The following is a 14,993-nucleotide window of genomic DNA, read 5'->3' on the forward strand; positions in this document are numbered from 1 at the left end:
TCAGAGTTGCGGCTGGCCGATCTTGATCTGCACGTAGGACGAATCGCGCAGTTCGCGCAGCCAGTCGGCATAGGCCTGCTCGGCCTTGCGCTGGCCGATCGCCTGGCGCGCGATGTCCATCTGCTGCTGGACCGAGCCTTCGGCGTCGCGGCGGCCGAGCACCTGGATCAGGTGATAACCGTACTCGGTGCGCACCGGGTTGCTGATCTGGCCGTCCTGCAGCGTGTTCATGGCGCGCTCGAATTCCGGCACCGTCTCGCCCGGGCTGATCCAGCCCAGATCGCCGCCCTGCGAGGCCGAACCGTCCTGCGAATAAGTGCGCGCGAAGCTCGCGAAATCGCCGCCCGCCTCCACCTGGTTGCGGATGTCGATCAGCTGCTGGCGCGCCTGCGCCTCGGACTTGCCTTCGCCGACGCGCAGCAGGATGTGGCGCACGTGGGTCTGGACGATCTTCGGCGACGCGGCCGAGGTGCCCTGCGCGGTGCGGCGATCGACCAGGCGCACGATCTCGAAGCCGTCCGGCACGCGGATCAGCGTCGGGTTGACCTGGCCCGGGCGCAGCTGCGCGACGGCCTGCACCACGTCGGCCGGCAGCGAGCCCGGCGACTTGAAGCCGAGATCGCCGCCCGACTTCGCGTCCTTCGCCTCGGAATTGTTCTTCGCGAGCCGCTCGAAATCGGCGCCCGGCGCGAGCGCCTGCTTGAGCAGGCCGTCGGCCTTCTTCTGGGCGGCGTCGATCTGCGTCTCCGGTGCGTTCTGCGCGGCGGCCACGAAGATGTGCTCGAGCCGCAGGTCCTGCTGCGAACCGGCGTTCGGGCCGCGCTGGCTCGCGATGTAGCTCGCCACCTCGGCGTCGGACACGGTGATCTTGCTGTCCACTTCCTTCTCGCGCAGGCGCGAGAGCATCAGCTCGGTACGCGCGTCGCTGACGAAGATGCTCCAGGGCACCCCTTCGGCCTCGAGCCGCGCGCGGTACTGGTCGAGCTGCATGTTGTTGGCGGCCGCCAGACGCTGCAGCGTGGTCTGCACCATCGCGTCATCCACCACGATGCCGTCGTCCTTCGCCTTCTGCACCTGGATGCGCTCCAGCACCATCTGGTTCAGCACCTGCAGGCGCAGCTCGTCGGCGGGCGGCACCGGCGCCTTCTGCTGCTGCAGCCGGCGCGCGATCAGGCCGACCCGCTGGTCGAGCTCGCGGCCGGTGATCACGTCGTTGTTGACGACGGCGACGACCTCGTCGGCCAGCGCCGCGCCGTTCGAACCGAGCGCTTGGGCGACCGCCGGCGTGACGGACAGCAGCGACATGGCGGCGACGAGGCCGGACACGATTGCTGCGAAGCGAAGGGTTTTCTTCATTGCCACGGAGACTCCATTGAAAGCAGGCTGGCCGGCACCGTGTCAGGCGCGGCGATGGTGCGCGAAGGTTGGTTACTCATAGTTGCTGAAACGGGCCAGCGGCGGGGCCTGAGGCGGCAGCGGCGTGTAGCCCGGGATGCCCTCGCGGAACGCGGCGACGAGCCCGTTGTCGATGCTCGTCAGCCCCTTCAGCGTCAGCTGCGCCATGAAGCGCGTCGCGGAGTTCTGCTGTCCCGAGGTGTTGACGCCGTTCGCGTAGCGCTGCACGCCGACGCCGAGCGCCCAGCAGTCGGCATCGTACTGGAAGCCGAGTAGACCGTCGACAACCCGGTTGCTGGCCAGATCGTAATTGAAGCGGCCGACCGCGTAGAGGTGGCGCGTGAGCGGCCACTGGCCCGAGATCAGCACCTGGTTGATCGGATCGCCGTTGAGCGTCGTGTTGGCGCGCGTGTAGCGGTAGGCCACGTTGATCACGCGGCGCTCGCCGGGGCTGTAGCCGAAACCGATGCTCGACTTCACGAGCTGGTTGTTGTCGGCGTTGTACTGGAACGCCGTCTCCGACGCGAAGCCGGCGCCGAGCTTCAGCGACGCGCCGAGGATCAGGTCCGAGTGGCGCGCCTGCGCGACCGAGTCGGTCGGCAGCAGCGTGGTGCGCTGGCTGGAGAAGTAATACTGCTGCGCGATCACGAAGCGCGCGCGCTCGTCGCCCGTGGCCGGGTTCAGGAAGCGCGTGGTCAGCGCGGCGGTGACGCGGTTCTCGTCGGCGATCCGGTCGTTGCCGACGAAGGTGTTGGTGGTGAAGATCTCGGCGAGCCCGAAGTCGGACTCGGCGGTGTCGAACAGCGGCGCGTCGAGCTGGTTGCGGTACGGCGTGTAGACGTAGAACAGCCGCGGCTCGAGCGTCTGGATGAAATCCTGGCCGAACAGCCGCACCGAGCGGTCGAACTCCAGCCCGCTGTCGAGCGAGAAGGTCGGGATCGAGTAGGTGAAACGCTTCGGCTGGCCGGGGATGCCGCCCGTCGTCGTCGTGAGGTCATACGACGCGACGTGCAGCTGCGCCTTCGGCACGATGAAGTAGCCCGGACCGTAGACCCCGTACGACACGTAGGGGTTGAACATCACGCGGTCGCCTTCGGGCTGGTCCGCCGTGGTGATCCGGAAGCGCGAGTAGTCGGCCTCGGCGCCGAAGTCGAAGCCGCCCACGTCGTACTTCGTATACTTCACGTTCAACTGCGGCTCGCGGCCATACGGCGCGATCGACGGCGGCAGCGTCTGCCAGTGCTGGTAGCGCGTGAGCACCGACCACGGCCCCTTGTTGTAGGTAAGGCCCGCTTCCTGCTGGTACAGCGTCTGGGTGCCGTTGACGAACTGGTTGGTCGAGCCGAGGTCTTCCGGATAGGTATTGTCCGAGACCTTGTTGTAATAGACGTAACCGCCGAAGCCGCCGCCGAAGTTCTGCTGGTGCTGCCAGTAGATCGCGTAGCGGTTCGAGTGCGTCAGGTGATCGTCAGGCAGGAATTCGCCCGTCAGCGAGCCCGAATAGTTCGGCGACAGGTAGCGGAACTCGGCGCGCGTGAACACGCCGCGCTTCGCGATGATCTCCGGCGTTAGCGTCAGGTCGCGGTTCGGCGCGATGTTGAAGTAGTACGGCAGCGCCAGCTCGAAGCCGTTGGTCGAGCTCAGCGACACCGTCGGCGGCAGGAAGCCGCTGCGCCGGTCGCCCGACAGCGGGAACGTCAGCCACGGGCTCGCGAAGATCGGCAGGCCCTGGAAGAACAGCACGCCGTTGCGCGCCACGCCCTCGTCGGCGCCCGTGTCGAACTCGAAGCGGCTGCCCTTGATGTACCAGGCCGGCTTCTCGCACTGGCAGGCCGAGTAGGTCGCGTCGGTAAACACCGAGCGCTCGCTGTCGAGCAGCTCGACCTGCTTCGCGCTGCCCGAGCCGCCGGTGGTCGTGAAGTGGTACTTCGGCGTGGCCATCGTGCCCTGGTTGGCCTCCACCTTCAGGTGGGCCTCCGGTCCCGAGAACGTGGTGCCGCTGCCCGACACCGTGACGCGGCCGTAAGCGTCGGCCATGTCGGTGTCCTGATCGTAGTGCAGCGCGTCGGCCTTCACGATCGTGGTGCCGCGGCGCAGTTCGGCCGACCCCTTGGCGGCCAGGTCCTGGTCGGCCGTGCCGCTCGTGTGGTCGGCAAGCACGAAGCCGGCCGGCTTCGAGCCGGTGCGCAGCGGATGTTCCTCGAGCTGCGGCGCGAGACGCAGGTCCCAGGGGGAGTCGAGCGACTGCGGCTGCGCGGCCGAGCCCGCCAGTTGCGCCTGCGCGATAGCGGGCACGAAACCGGGCACGGCGAGCAGCGCCACCGCGAGGCGCCGTTTGCGGATCGCGGGTTCGCTGCAGGATACGAGCGGGAAAAACGGTTTGGGCGGCATCGATATCGGGCGAATCGGTCCCGGCAGGTCCCTCGCGTTCGCACGTCGAGGCCCGCGCAATCGAACCGTGACTGCGACGCGGCGCACACGAGGCAAGGCGATCGGCGGGCGGCACGACAGGCCGCAGCCGCGCTGCGACCCGCAACCGGCGGGGATTGACACGGGACGCGTCAAAAAAGTCGTGGGGTATTATATGGCAAGACGTTCCCCCCTCCCCCGAGTTTCCGTTTCGATGACGCCCCCTTCCGCCGCCGCCTCCCCCGCCTCGCCCGCCGACAGCCACGATGGCCGCCGCGAACGGCTGCTCGCCTGGCTCGCCGGGTTCGCCCCGCGCTACGCGCTCGACCTCGGCTCGCTCGCGCCCGCCTCGGCCGACGCCAGCTTCCGGCGCTACTTCCGGCTGGCGAGCGGCACCGCGCCGTCCGGCACGCTGATCGCCGTCGACGCGCCGCCGCCCGAGAAGTGTCGCGAGTTCGTGCAGATTGCCGGGCTGCTGGCGGCCGCCGGCCTGCATGCGCCGCAGGTCCACGAATGCGACCTGGAAGCCGGCTTCATGCTGGTCACCGATCTCGGCCGCGCCACCTACATCGGCGCGCTCGACCCGGCCGACCCCGGAGCGGCCCGGCCGCTGATGCGCGACGCGCTCGACGCGCTGGTGCGCTGGCAGCTCAGTTCGCGCGAGGGCGTGCTGCCGCCGTTCGACGAGGCGTTCCTGCGCCGCGAGATGGAGTTGATGCCCGAGTGGTACGTGGGCCGCCATCTCGGCAAGACGCTCGACGCGCGTCAGCGCGGCGTGCTCGACCGCACCTTCGCGCTGCTGGTGGCGAACGCGCTCGGGCAGCCGCAGGGCTTCATGCTGCGTGACTTCATGCCGCGCAACCTGATGATCACCGCGCCGAACCCCGGCGTGCTCGACTTCCAGGACGCCGTCTGGGGGCCGCTCGGCTACGACGTCGTCTCGCTGCTGCGCGACGCGTTCATCAGCTGGGACGAGGAATTCGAGCTCGACTGCTTCGTTTACTACTGGGAGCAGGCAAAAAAAGCCGGCCTGCCCGTCGAGGTCGATTTCGGCGAGTTCTACCGCCAGCTCGAATGGACCGGACTGCAGCGCCACATCAAGGTGCTCGGGCTGTTCCCGCGCATCCACTATCGCGACGGCAAGCCGCGCTATCTCGACGACCTGCCGCGCTTCCTCGGCTATGCGCGCAAGGTCGCGCGGCGCTACCGGCCGCTCGCGCCGTTCGCGAACCTGCTCGACGAACTCGAGGGGCAGCCGTCCGTCGAGGTCGGCTACACGTTCTGAATCTCCCTCCGCCCCTGCTCTCGCCCACGCCATGACCGCCGTGCTCGACACCGCGATGATCTTCGCCGCCGGACGCGGCGAACGGATGCGCCCGCTCACCGACACCTGCCCGAAGCCGCTGCTCGAAGCCGGCGGCAAGCCGCTGATCGTCTGGCAGATCGAACGGCTCGCCGCGGCCGGCTTCACGACCATCGTGATCAACCATGCCTGGCTCGGCGCACGGATCGAGGCCGCGCTCGGCGACGGCGCGCGCTGGGGCGTGCGGCTGCGCTACTCGGCCGAGGGCGAGGCGCTCGAGACCGCGGGCGGCATCGCGCAGGCGCTGCCGCTGCTGACGCGGGCCGACGAGCCCGAGGCGGCCGGCGCGGCACGCTCGCCCGTGTTCGTCGCCGTCAGCGGCGACGTGTTCTGTGAATTCGACTACGCGTCGCTGCGCGCTCACGCGGCGCGGATGGCCGCGCTCGACGCGCCGGGCCTGCATCTGGTGATGGTGCCGAACCCGCCGTTCCATCCCGACGGCGATTTCGCGCTCGCCGCCGACGGCCGGCTCTCGCTCGGCACCGACGCGCCGCGCGTCACGTTCGGCAACATCGGGCTCTACGACGTGCGGATGTTCGCCGACCTGCCGCGCGGCACGCGGCGCGCGCTCACGCCTTACTACCGCGAGACGATCGCGGCCGGCCGCGCGACGGGAGAGCGGTACGAGGGAATCTGGGAAAACGTCGGCACGCCGGCGCAACTGGCCGGGCTCGACGCGCGGCTGCGGTCAGCGCGGTAGTCGCCCCGCGGTAGTCATCCCACGATAGTCGCCGGGGGCCGCCATACCGGAGCCCCGCGGCCACCATGGCAGCCACCGAGCGTCCAGCGGCCACTCATGCACAGGCCGCACTATCGCCTTGGGCCGGTCGTGTCGCCGCCGGGGCGGCAATCACCGCCCCGAACCCAACCGCACGCACGACAACGCCTCGTCCGCGTCGGCCGCCCGTGCCGCTTACGTTTGCGCCGCGGCGCCCGTTGCCGCGCCGCGCGCCGCCTCGCCGGCCCCGACCTCGTCCCCGCCGCCCACCGTCGCCGCGCGCTGCTGCAGCGCCCACATCTGCGCGTAATGCCCGCCCGCGCGCACCAGCGCCTCGTGCGTGCCGCGCTCGACGATCCGGCCGTGGTCCATCACGATGATCTGCGCCGCGTGGACCACGGTCGACAGCCGGTGCGCGATCACGAGCGTCGTGCGGTGCCGCGCGATCTGCTCGAGTTCGTGCTGGATCGCGCGCTCGGAACGCGAATCGAGCGCCGAGGTCGCCTCGTCGAACACGAGGATCGGCGGATTCTTGAGGATCGTGCGCGCGATCGCGACGCGCTGCTTCTCGCCGCCCGACAGCTTGAGCCCGCGCTCGCCGACGGTCGTGTCATAGCCGTTCGGCAGGCTTTCGACGAATGCGTGGATGTGCGCGGCGCGCGCCGCGGCGATCACCTCGTCGCGCGTCGCGCTCGGCCGCCCGTAGGCGATGTTGTAGTGGATCGTGTCGTTGAACAGCACGGTGTCCTGCGGCACGATGCCGATCGCCGCGCGCAGCGACGCCTGCGAGACGTCACGCAGGTCCTGGCCGTCGATCGTGATCGCGCCGCCCGCCGCGCGATCGAGATCGTAGAAGCGGAACAGCAGCCGCGACAGCGTGGACTTGCCCGAGCCGCTGTGGCCGACCACCGCCGTGGTGGTGCCGGCCTCGATCGTGAAATCGACGTCGTGCAGGATCTGCCGCGCCGGCTCATAGGCGAAATCGACGTGCGCGAAACGCACCTGCGCGCCGCGCACCGCGAGCGCCGGCGCGCCGGGCAGGTCCGCCACCTCCTGCGGCGCGCCGAGCAGCGCGAACATGCGGTCCATGTCGGTCAGGCTCTGCTTGAGTTCGCGATAGACGATGCCGAGGAAGTTCAGCGGGATGTAGAGCTGCAGCATGAAGGTGTTGATCAGCACCAGGTCGCCGAGCGTCAGGCGCCCGGCCAGCACGCCCTGCGTCGCGCGCCAGAGGATGAACACCAGCCCCACGCCGATGATCGCCTGCTGGCCGAAGTTCAACAGCGACAGCGAGCGCTGCGAGCGGATCGCGGCCTGCCGGTAGCGCAGCAGGTTCTCGTCGTAGCGCCGCGCCTCCCAGTCCTCGTTGCCGAAATACTTGACCGTCTCGTAGTTGATCAGCGAATCGACGGCGCGCGAGTTCGCGCGCGAATCGAGCTCGTTCATGGTGCGCCGGAAATGCGTGCGCCATTCGGTGACCTTGATCGTGAACACCACGTAGGCGGCCAGCGCGGCCAGCGTGATCAGCGCGTAGGACGCGTCGTACTTGACCACGAAGAAGCCGAGCACGAGCCCGACCTCGATCAGCGTCGGCAGGATGCTGTAGAGCGAATACGAGATCAGCTGCTGGATGCCGCGCGTGCCGCGTTCGATGTCGCGCGACATGCCGCCGGTCTGCCGGTCCAGGTGGAAGCGCAGCGACAGCCCGTGCAGATGCCGGAACACCTGCAGCGCGAGCTGGCGCACCGCGCTCTCGGTTACCTTCGCGAACAGGATCTCGCGCAGTTCGGTGAACATCGAGGTGGACAGCCGCACCACCGCGTAAGCCACCACCAGCAGCCCGATGCCGCCCGCCAGCACCAGCGGCGCCGACTGTTCGGCGCGGCCCAGCGCCTGCAGGTGCTGAACCGACGAAAGCCCGTCGACGATGCGCTTCATCACGATCGGCACGCCGAGATTGGCGAACTTCGCGCCGATCAGGCAGGTGAGCGCGAGCACCACGCGGCCCTTGTAGGTGGTCAGGTAAGGCAGCAGCGAGCGGATCGTCTGCCAGTCGTTGCGGGGGCCGGACGCGGCCGGGGCGGACTCGGAGGAAGCGGGAAAGCGGCGCATGGGAATGGAGCGCATGCACGCGGACGGGCCGCGCACGCGCTTTCTCGTACAATTTCAGAATCCTGCATTGTCGCAGAAGCCGGTTCGCGCCGCTGTCCGCCGGATGGCGCCGCACCCGGCCCGCATAACGAGTGGAATCCCCCCATGACCGATACGCCGTCGCAACTCCCGCAGCAGCAGCCCGCGCTGCGCGTCGTCCCGCAACCGTCCGAAGCGAACGTTCACGGCGACGTGTTCGGCGGCTGGATCATGTCGCAGGTCGACATCGCCGGCTCGATCCCGGCCAGCCGGCGCGCCAACGGCCGCGTCGCGACGATCGCCGTCAATTCCTTCCTGTTCAAGCAGCCGGTGTTCGTCGGCGACCTGGTCAGCTTCTACGCGAACATCGTCAAGACCGGCAACACCTCGGTGACGGTCGGCGTCGAGGTCTATGCGCAGCGCATGGGCCTGGCCGGCGAGGTGGTCAAGGTGACCGAGGCGACACTGACCTACGTGGCGACCGACTCGGACCGCCGGCCGCGCGCGCTGCCGCCTGTCGCCGGCTGAGGCGCCGCGGGCGACGGCGTGATCCGCGCACCAATGTCACGCGTTGATGCTGCGCTGAAATGTCGTGTCGTCGCCGGATCTTGATCGAATCGTGAGTGGATTCGCTCGCGCCCCGTTCAGCGTGCGGCGAGCCCGAACTCGCGCATCGCCGGCAGGAAATCGTGGTTGAGCTTCGGCTTGCGCGACAGCTTGGCGAGCACGTAGCGCTCGAACGGCCCGAGCGCCGCCCAGGCCGCCGCGTCCGGCGCCGGCAGCCCGGCCAGCGCGCATTGCGCGGCGAGCGCCGCCGGTATCGTGGCGGTGTCGCGCCACGCCGGCGCCGTCTCGGGCTCGATGCGCCCGGCCTCGCCGGCCGCGTGCGTGCGCAGCATCTGCGCCAGCGCGCTCGCGAAATCGGGCTGCGCCGCGTCCTGCTCCCGCGCCCCGACCACGACCGGAAACCGCGCAAGCAGCCGCCGGTCTTCCAGCGGCAATCGCTGCCACTGGTCGAGCGAGATCCGCAGCGCGCAGCGATCGAGATGAAAGCGCACGATCATCGGGATGAAGGTGAAATCCTCCGACGATTCGACTTCGAAGCCGAACAGCAAGGGCTGGCTGCTGAGTTCCATGGTGATTCCGGTCTGGTGACATGAGCGCGGCGGGCCGCGCCGGCGAGCCCGGCCCGGCGGGATTCGCCGCGTTCCGGTATTGTAGAACCCGTCCGCGCGGCGCGCCTTGCGCCCGCTCGGCCTGCCCGTATCCCCTGCTGGAGTCTTGCCGTGAATCCGTCCGATCTGCTCGAACCCGATCTCGAACCGAACGGCAGCATCGAGGTGGCGATCTCGCGCCATCGCGGCGCCGACGTCGCCGCCACCGCCGACCACGTCGGCCAGGAATGGCCGGTCGCGCTGGTGTTCAACGGCATCTCGCACGCGGTGATGATGTGTACGCCGCGCGACCTGGAAGCGTTCGCGGTCGGCTTCGCGATCTCGGAGGGCATCGTCACGCGCGGCGCCGACATCAAGGACATCGAGGTGGTGCTGCACGCCGACGCGCCGATCCCGCACGCCGAGGTCCATCTCGACGTGGTCCAGCAGGCGTTCGTGGCACTGAAGGAAAAGCGCCGCTCGCTGGCCGGGCGCACCGGCTGCGGCGTGTGCGGCATCGAGAGCATCGACCTGCTCGATCTCGCGCCCGAGCGCGTGCCGGCGACGGGCTTTCTCGAGCGCCTCGCGCCCGACGCGCTCGCGCAGGCCGCGCGCGCGCTGCCGGCGCATCAGGCCTTGACGAAGCTCACCGGCGGCCTGCACGCGGCCGCCTGGTGCGACGCGGCGGGCGCGATCCGCTGCGCGTTCGAGGACGTCGGCCGCCACAACGCGCTCGACAAGCTGATCGGCCACCTGACGCTCGCGCGCGCCGAGCTGACCGACGGCTTCGTGTTCCTGTCGAGCCGCGCGAGCTACGAGCTGGTGCGCAAGGCCGCGCGCGTCGGCATCCCGCTCGTCGCGACGATCTCGGCGCCCTCGTCGCTGGCCATCGCGATCGCGAAGGAAGCGGGGCTGCGGCTCGTCAGTTTCTGCCGCGAATCGGGCTACGTCGATTACGGCACGGCCTGAGACCGGCCCGCCCCTGAGCGGCGACCGGCGCTGGCCCGTTTCGGCAAAATACGGCCGACGCGTGGCGATCAGGAACCAGCCGACACCCTGAAGGCGCGGAGCTGACCTGCCAACCCCCGCGCGCAAAGCCACGGCGAAAGTCGCCTCGTCGGCATCGTCATCGCTTCTCGAGCGTTGACGCCACCGCTGCGCATCGATATTGCCGCCCCGGATTCACCGCGTCGGCCATGCGGGCGGCCTGGCGCGCCCGCATCCCGACGCGACCCGCCACCTCAATCGAACTGACGGAAGTCCGGCTTGCGCTTCTCGAAGAACGCGCTGATCGCCTCGCGCGCCTCGGGCGCGTCGAGCATGCGCCCGAAGTGGCGCGCCTCGTCGTCCATCCGCGCGGCCACCTCGACGCCGCTGCCGGTCTGCTTGAGCAGCGCCTTCGTCACGCGCAGCGACGAGGCCGGCAGCGCGGCCAGTTTGGCGGCCTGCTTCGCCGCGAACGCGTCGAGTTCGGCGGCCGGCAGCACGCGGTTGACCAGGCCGATGCGGTGCGCTTCGAGCGCGTCGAACGGCTCGCCGAGCATCAGCTTCTCGGCCGCGATCTGGTGGCCCGCGAGGCGCGGCAGCAGCAGGCTCGAAGCCGCCTCCGGGCACAGCCCGAGCTGCGTGAACGGCAGCGACAGCCTGGCGGTGTCGGCCGCGTAGACGAGATCGCAATGCATCAGCATCGTCACGCCGACGCCGACCGCGATCCCGGGCACCGCCGCGACGAGCGGCTTGGCCGCCGTGCTGATCTGGTGCAGGAACTGGAACACGGGCGCGTCGGGCGTGTTCGGCGGCACCTTGATGAAGTCCTCGAGGTCGTTGCCCGCGCTGAAATTGCCGTCGCTGCCGCGAATCAGCACCACGCGCACGGCGTTGTCCTCCTGCGCGGCGGCGAGCGCGTCGGCCATCGCCTGGTACATCGCCGCGGTGATCGCGTTCTTCTTGGCGGGGCGCGCGATCGTGATCGTCAGGACGCCGTTCGCGACGTCGGTCTGGATATCCATCTAACCGTCTCCTCAAATCCGAGCGATAAAAAAAGCGGTGCGCGAGCGAGCTGCCCGCGCACCGCCGTCATCGGGTACGCGACCCGCTTACAGCCGTTCGAAAATACCCGCGGCGCCCATCCCGGTGCCGACGCACATCGTCACCATGCCGTACTTCAGGTTGCGGCGGCGCAGGCCATGCACCACCGTCGAGGCCCGGATCGCGCCGGTCGCGCCGAGCGGGTGGCCGAGCGCGATCGCGCCGCCGAGCGGGTTGACCTTGGACGGATCGAGGCCGAGATCGCGGATCACCGCCAGCGACTGCGCGGCGAACGCCTCGTTCAGCTCGATCCAGTCGAGATCGTCCTGCTTGAGGCCGGCGGCCTTCAGCGCGGCCGGGATCGCTTCCTTCGGGCCGATCCCCATGATCTCGGGCGGCACGCCGCGCACGGCGAAGCTGACGAAGCGCGCGAGCGGCGTGAGGTTGAACTCCTTCAGCACCTTCTCCGAAACCACCAGCAGCGCGCCGGCACCGTCCGAGGTCTGCGAGCTGTTGCCGGCCGTCACCGAACCTTTGTTCGCGAACACCGTGCGCAGCTTGGCGAGACCTTCCGGCGAAGTGTCGGCGCGCGGGCCTTCGTCGAGCTTGATCTCGCGCGTCTTCACGTCGATCTCGCCGGTCGCGAGGTTCGGGAAATGCTCGCTGATCGTGTACGGCGCGATCTCGTCGGCGAACTCGCCGGACTGTTGCGCGGCCAGCGCCTTGCGGTGCGATTCCACGGAGAACGCGTCCTGGTCCTCGCGGCTCACCTTCCACTGCTCGGCCACGCGCTCGGCCGTCAGGCCCATGCCGTAGGCGATGCCGACGTCCTCGCCGCGGTCGAAGATGTGCGGCGACATCGACGGCTTGTTGCCCATCATCGGCACCATGCTCATCGATTCGGTGCCGCCGGCGATCAGCGCTTCGGATTCGCCGACGCGAATCCGGTCCGCCGCGAACGCGAGCGCGGTCAGGCCCGACGCGCAGAAGCGGTTGACGGTCACGCCGCCGACCGAGTTCGGCAGCCCGGCCAGCAGCGCGCTGATGCGCGCCACGTTGAGGCCCTGCTCGGCTTCGGGGATCGCGCAGCCGATGATCGCGTCCTCGATCAGCTTGGTGTCGAAGCCCGGCACCTGCGCGACCGCGGCGCGGATCGCGTGGACCAGCAGTTCGTCCGGGCGCGTGTTCTTGAACACGCCGCGCGGCGCCTTGCCGATCGGCGTGCGGCTCGCGGCGACGATGTATGCGTCTTGCAGCTGTTTGCTCATTTGTGGCTCCTGTCGACCCGGCCCGGCGCGCTCGCGCCGCAACGGGTCCGATGCAAAGTGGTCCGCGGCTCGCTCAGTTGCGCACCGGCTTGCCGGTCTGCAACATGCCCATGATCCGTTCCTGCGTCTTCTGCGTGCCGAGCAGCTCGACGAACGCGCGGCGCTCCAGCGCGAGCAGCCATTCCTCGTCCACCGTGCTGCCGGCCTCGACGTTGCCGCCGCAGACCGCTTCCGCGATCCGGCTCGCGATCAGGAAGTCGTGCTCGCTGATGAAGCGGCCGTCGCGCATGTTGACGAGCTGCGCCTTGATGGTGGAGATCGCCGAGCGGCCGGCCACCGGGATTTCGGTGGCCTTGAGCGGCGGGCGATAGCCGGTGGCGGCCAGCGCGCGCGCTTCCTTCTTGGCCACGTCGAGCAGCTCGAACACGTTGAACACGATGGTGTCCGACGGCTTCAGGTAACCCATCGCGCGCGCGTCGTGCGCCGAGCTGGAAACCTTCGCCGTCGCCGCGTTCTCGAACGACTTCGTGACGAACTTCAGCAGCTCGCTGGTGGCGCCGGCCGCCGTGGCCGCCTCGGCCGCGCGCAGCGCCGCTTCCTTGAGGCCGCCGCCCGCGGGCACGAGGCCCACGCCCACCTCGACGAGGCCGACGTAGCTCTCCACGTGGACCACCCGCTTGGCGCTGTGCAGCATCAGCTCGCAGCCGCCGCCGAGCGCGATGCCCGACACGGCCGAGACCACCGGCACGTTCGCGTACTTCACGCGCAGCATGCCTTGCTGGAATTTCTTCACGAACGGCTCGATGCCCTTGGCGCCGCCCATCATGAACGCGGGCATCGCCTCCTCGAGGTTCGCGCCGGCCGAGAACGGGCCGCCCGGCGTGCCGAGCTTGAGCGAGGTCGGCTGCCAGATCACCACGCCCTTGTAATCCTTCTCGGCGAGGTCGATGGCCTGCGCGAGGCCGTCGATCACGCCCGGGCCGATGGTGTTCATCTTCGACTTGAACGAGACGATCACCACGTCGTCCTCGCCCGCCCGGTCGTCCACCCAGGCGCGCACCGAATCGGTCTCGAACAGCGTCCTGCCGTACCTCGCCGGGTCACGGCCCGCCTCGCCCAACAGCGGCGCGCGGAACACCTGGCGCTCGTAGACCGGCAGCGACGAACGCGGCACGAACCTGCCTGCGGCCGGCGACCACGAGCCCTCGGCCGTATGCACGCCGCCCTGCTCGGCCACCGCGCCCTCCAGCACCCACGACGGCAGCGGCACGCCGGCGAGCGCCTTGCCCGCGGCGATGTCTTCCTGCACCCACTCGGCCACCTGCTTCCAGCCGGCCGCCTGCCAGCCCTCGAACGGGCCTTCGTTCCAGCCGAAGCCCCAGCGGATCGCGAGATCCACGTCGCGCGCGTTGTCGGCGATCGATTCGAGGTGGACGCCGATGTAGTGGAATACGTCGCGGAACACCGACCACAGGAACTGCGCATGCGGATGCTGGGTCTCGCGCAGCAGCTTGAGGCGCTCGGCCGGCGGTCGCTTGAGGATGCGCGCGACCGTCTCGTCGGCCTTCGTGCCGCCGTCCACGTAGCCGCCCGACTTCGGGTCGAGCACCTTGATCGCGCGGCCTTCCTTCTTGTAGAAGCCGGCACCGGTCTTCTGGCCGAGCGCGCCCTGCTTGACGAGTTCGGCGAGCACGGCGGGCGTCTCGTAGACCGGGAAGAACGGGTCGTCGGCGAGGTTGTCCTGCATCGTCTTGATGACGTGCGCCATGGTGTCGAGGCCGACCACGTCGGCGGTGCGGAACGTCGCCGACTTGGCGCGGCCGAGCCGCGCGCCGGTCAGGTCGTCCACCTCGTCGAAGCGCAGGCCGAACTTCGCGGCCTCGGTGATCACGGCGAGGATCGAGAAGATGCCGACGCGGTTCGCGATGAAGTTCGGCGTGTCCTTGGCGCGCACCACGCCCTTGCCGACCACGCTGGTCAGGAAGGTCTCGAGCTGGTCGAGGATCTCGCCGCGCGTATGGGCGGTCGGGATCAGTTCGACGAGGTGCATGTAGCGCGGCGGATTGAAGAAATGGACGCCGCAGAAGCGCGCCTTCAGCTCGTCGGCGAAGCCGTCCGAGAGCGCCGTGATCGACAGGCCCGAGGTGTTCGACGCGAAGATCGCGTTCGGACCGATGTGCGGCGCGACCTTCTTGTAGAGGTCATGCTTCCAGTCCATGCGCTCGGCGATCGCCTCGATCACCACGTCGCATTCGGCCAGCTGGTCGAGGTCGTCCTCGTAGTTCGCGGGCACCAGATATTTCGCGTCGTCCTTCACGCCGAACGGCGCCGGCGACAGCTTCTTCAGGTTTTCGATGGCCTTCAGCGCAATGCCGTTCTTGGGGCCTTCCTTGGCCGGCAGATCGAACAGCAGCACCGGCACGCGCGCGTTGACGAGATGCGCGGCGATCTGCGCGCCCATCACGCCGGCGCCGAGCACGGCGACCTTGCGAATGATGAAATTGCTCACGGGATTCCTCCGGATAGAG

General features: G+C 69.3%; 11 protein-coding genes. 4 read left to right on the forward strand and 7 right to left on the reverse strand.

Features of this window, described 5'->3' with window-relative positions; translation table 11 throughout:
* Together bpln_RS15785 and bpln_RS15790 are read right to left on the reverse strand one after the other, a co-directional pair.
* Positions 1-1,356, reverse strand: a complete 1,356-nt coding sequence (locus bpln_RS15785) for a peptidylprolyl isomerase (protein ID WP_042625975.1) — start codon at positions 1,354-1,356, stop codon at positions 1-3.
* A gap of 72 nt (positions 1,357-1,428) precedes the next feature.
* Positions 1,429-3,786 carry an LPS-assembly protein LptD gene (locus bpln_RS15790; protein ID WP_042625976.1) on the reverse strand — a complete coding sequence of 786 codons (2,358 nt, stop codon included), beginning with the start codon at positions 3,784-3,786 and terminating at the stop codon, positions 1,429-1,431.
* Between the two features lie 232 nt (positions 3,787-4,018).
* Here bpln_RS15790 and bpln_RS15795 point away from each other — a divergent pair, with 232 nt between their 5' ends.
* On the forward strand, positions 4,019-5,089 hold the full coding sequence (locus tag bpln_RS15795; RefSeq protein ID WP_042625977.1) for an aminoglycoside phosphotransferase family protein: 1,071 nt from the start codon (positions 4,019-4,021) through the stop codon (positions 5,087-5,089).
* Positions 5,090-5,120: 31 nt separating this feature from the next.
* Entirely contained in the window at positions 5,121-5,867 is a 747-nt protein-coding gene (gene murU, locus bpln_RS15800) for an N-acetylmuramate alpha-1-phosphate uridylyltransferase MurU (RefSeq protein WP_055139244.1), read from the forward strand.
* Between the two features lie 213 nt (positions 5,868-6,080).
* Here murU and bpln_RS15805 read toward each other — a convergent pair whose 3' ends face one another.
* Positions 6,081-7,997, reverse strand: a complete 1,917-nt coding sequence (locus tag bpln_RS15805) for an ABCB family ABC transporter ATP-binding protein/permease (protein WP_042625979.1) — start codon at positions 7,995-7,997, stop codon at positions 6,081-6,083.
* Between the two features lie 144 nt (positions 7,998-8,141).
* Here bpln_RS15805 and bpln_RS15810 point away from each other — a divergent pair, with 144 nt between their 5' ends.
* The gene (locus bpln_RS15810) at positions 8,142-8,543 is read left to right on the forward strand and encodes an acyl-CoA thioesterase (RefSeq protein WP_042625980.1); all 402 of its coding nucleotides are present in this window, start codon (positions 8,142-8,144) and stop codon (positions 8,541-8,543) included.
* 116 nt (positions 8,544-8,659) lie between these two features.
* Here bpln_RS15810 and bpln_RS15815 read toward each other — a convergent pair whose 3' ends face one another.
* Entirely contained in the window at positions 8,660-9,151 is a 492-nt protein-coding gene (locus tag bpln_RS15815; RefSeq protein WP_055139245.1) for a nitrate reductase associated protein, read from the reverse strand.
* 150 nt (positions 9,152-9,301) lie between these two features.
* Here bpln_RS15815 and fdhD point away from each other — a divergent pair, with 150 nt between their 5' ends.
* A complete protein-coding gene (gene fdhD, locus bpln_RS15820) occupies positions 9,302-10,138 on the forward strand; it encodes a formate dehydrogenase accessory sulfurtransferase FdhD (protein WP_042625982.1) in 837 nt (278 codons plus the stop codon).
* Between the two features lie 272 nt (positions 10,139-10,410).
* Here the strand turns inward: fdhD and bpln_RS15825 are convergent, their stop codons facing one another.
* The 3 genes from bpln_RS15825 to bpln_RS15835 form a co-directional block, all read right to left on the reverse strand.
* A complete protein-coding gene (locus bpln_RS15825; RefSeq protein ID WP_042625983.1) occupies positions 10,411-11,178 on the reverse strand; it encodes an enoyl-CoA hydratase in 768 nt (255 codons plus the stop codon).
* An 87-nt stretch (positions 11,179-11,265) separates the two neighbouring features.
* Positions 11,266-12,465, reverse strand: a complete 1,200-nt coding sequence (locus bpln_RS15830; protein WP_042625984.1) for an acetyl-CoA C-acyltransferase — start codon at positions 12,463-12,465, stop codon at positions 11,266-11,268.
* A gap of 73 nt (positions 12,466-12,538) precedes the next feature.
* Positions 12,539-14,974 (reverse strand): 3-hydroxyacyl-CoA dehydrogenase/enoyl-CoA hydratase family protein, encoded by a 2,436-nt coding sequence (locus tag bpln_RS15835; RefSeq protein WP_055139246.1) that lies wholly within the window; start codon positions 14,972-14,974, stop codon positions 12,539-12,541.
* Positions 14,975-14,993 lie beyond the last annotated feature (19 nt).

The organism is Burkholderia plantarii, assembly GCF_001411805.1.
Classification (GTDB): domain Bacteria; phylum Pseudomonadota; class Gammaproteobacteria; order Burkholderiales; family Burkholderiaceae; genus Burkholderia; species Burkholderia plantarii.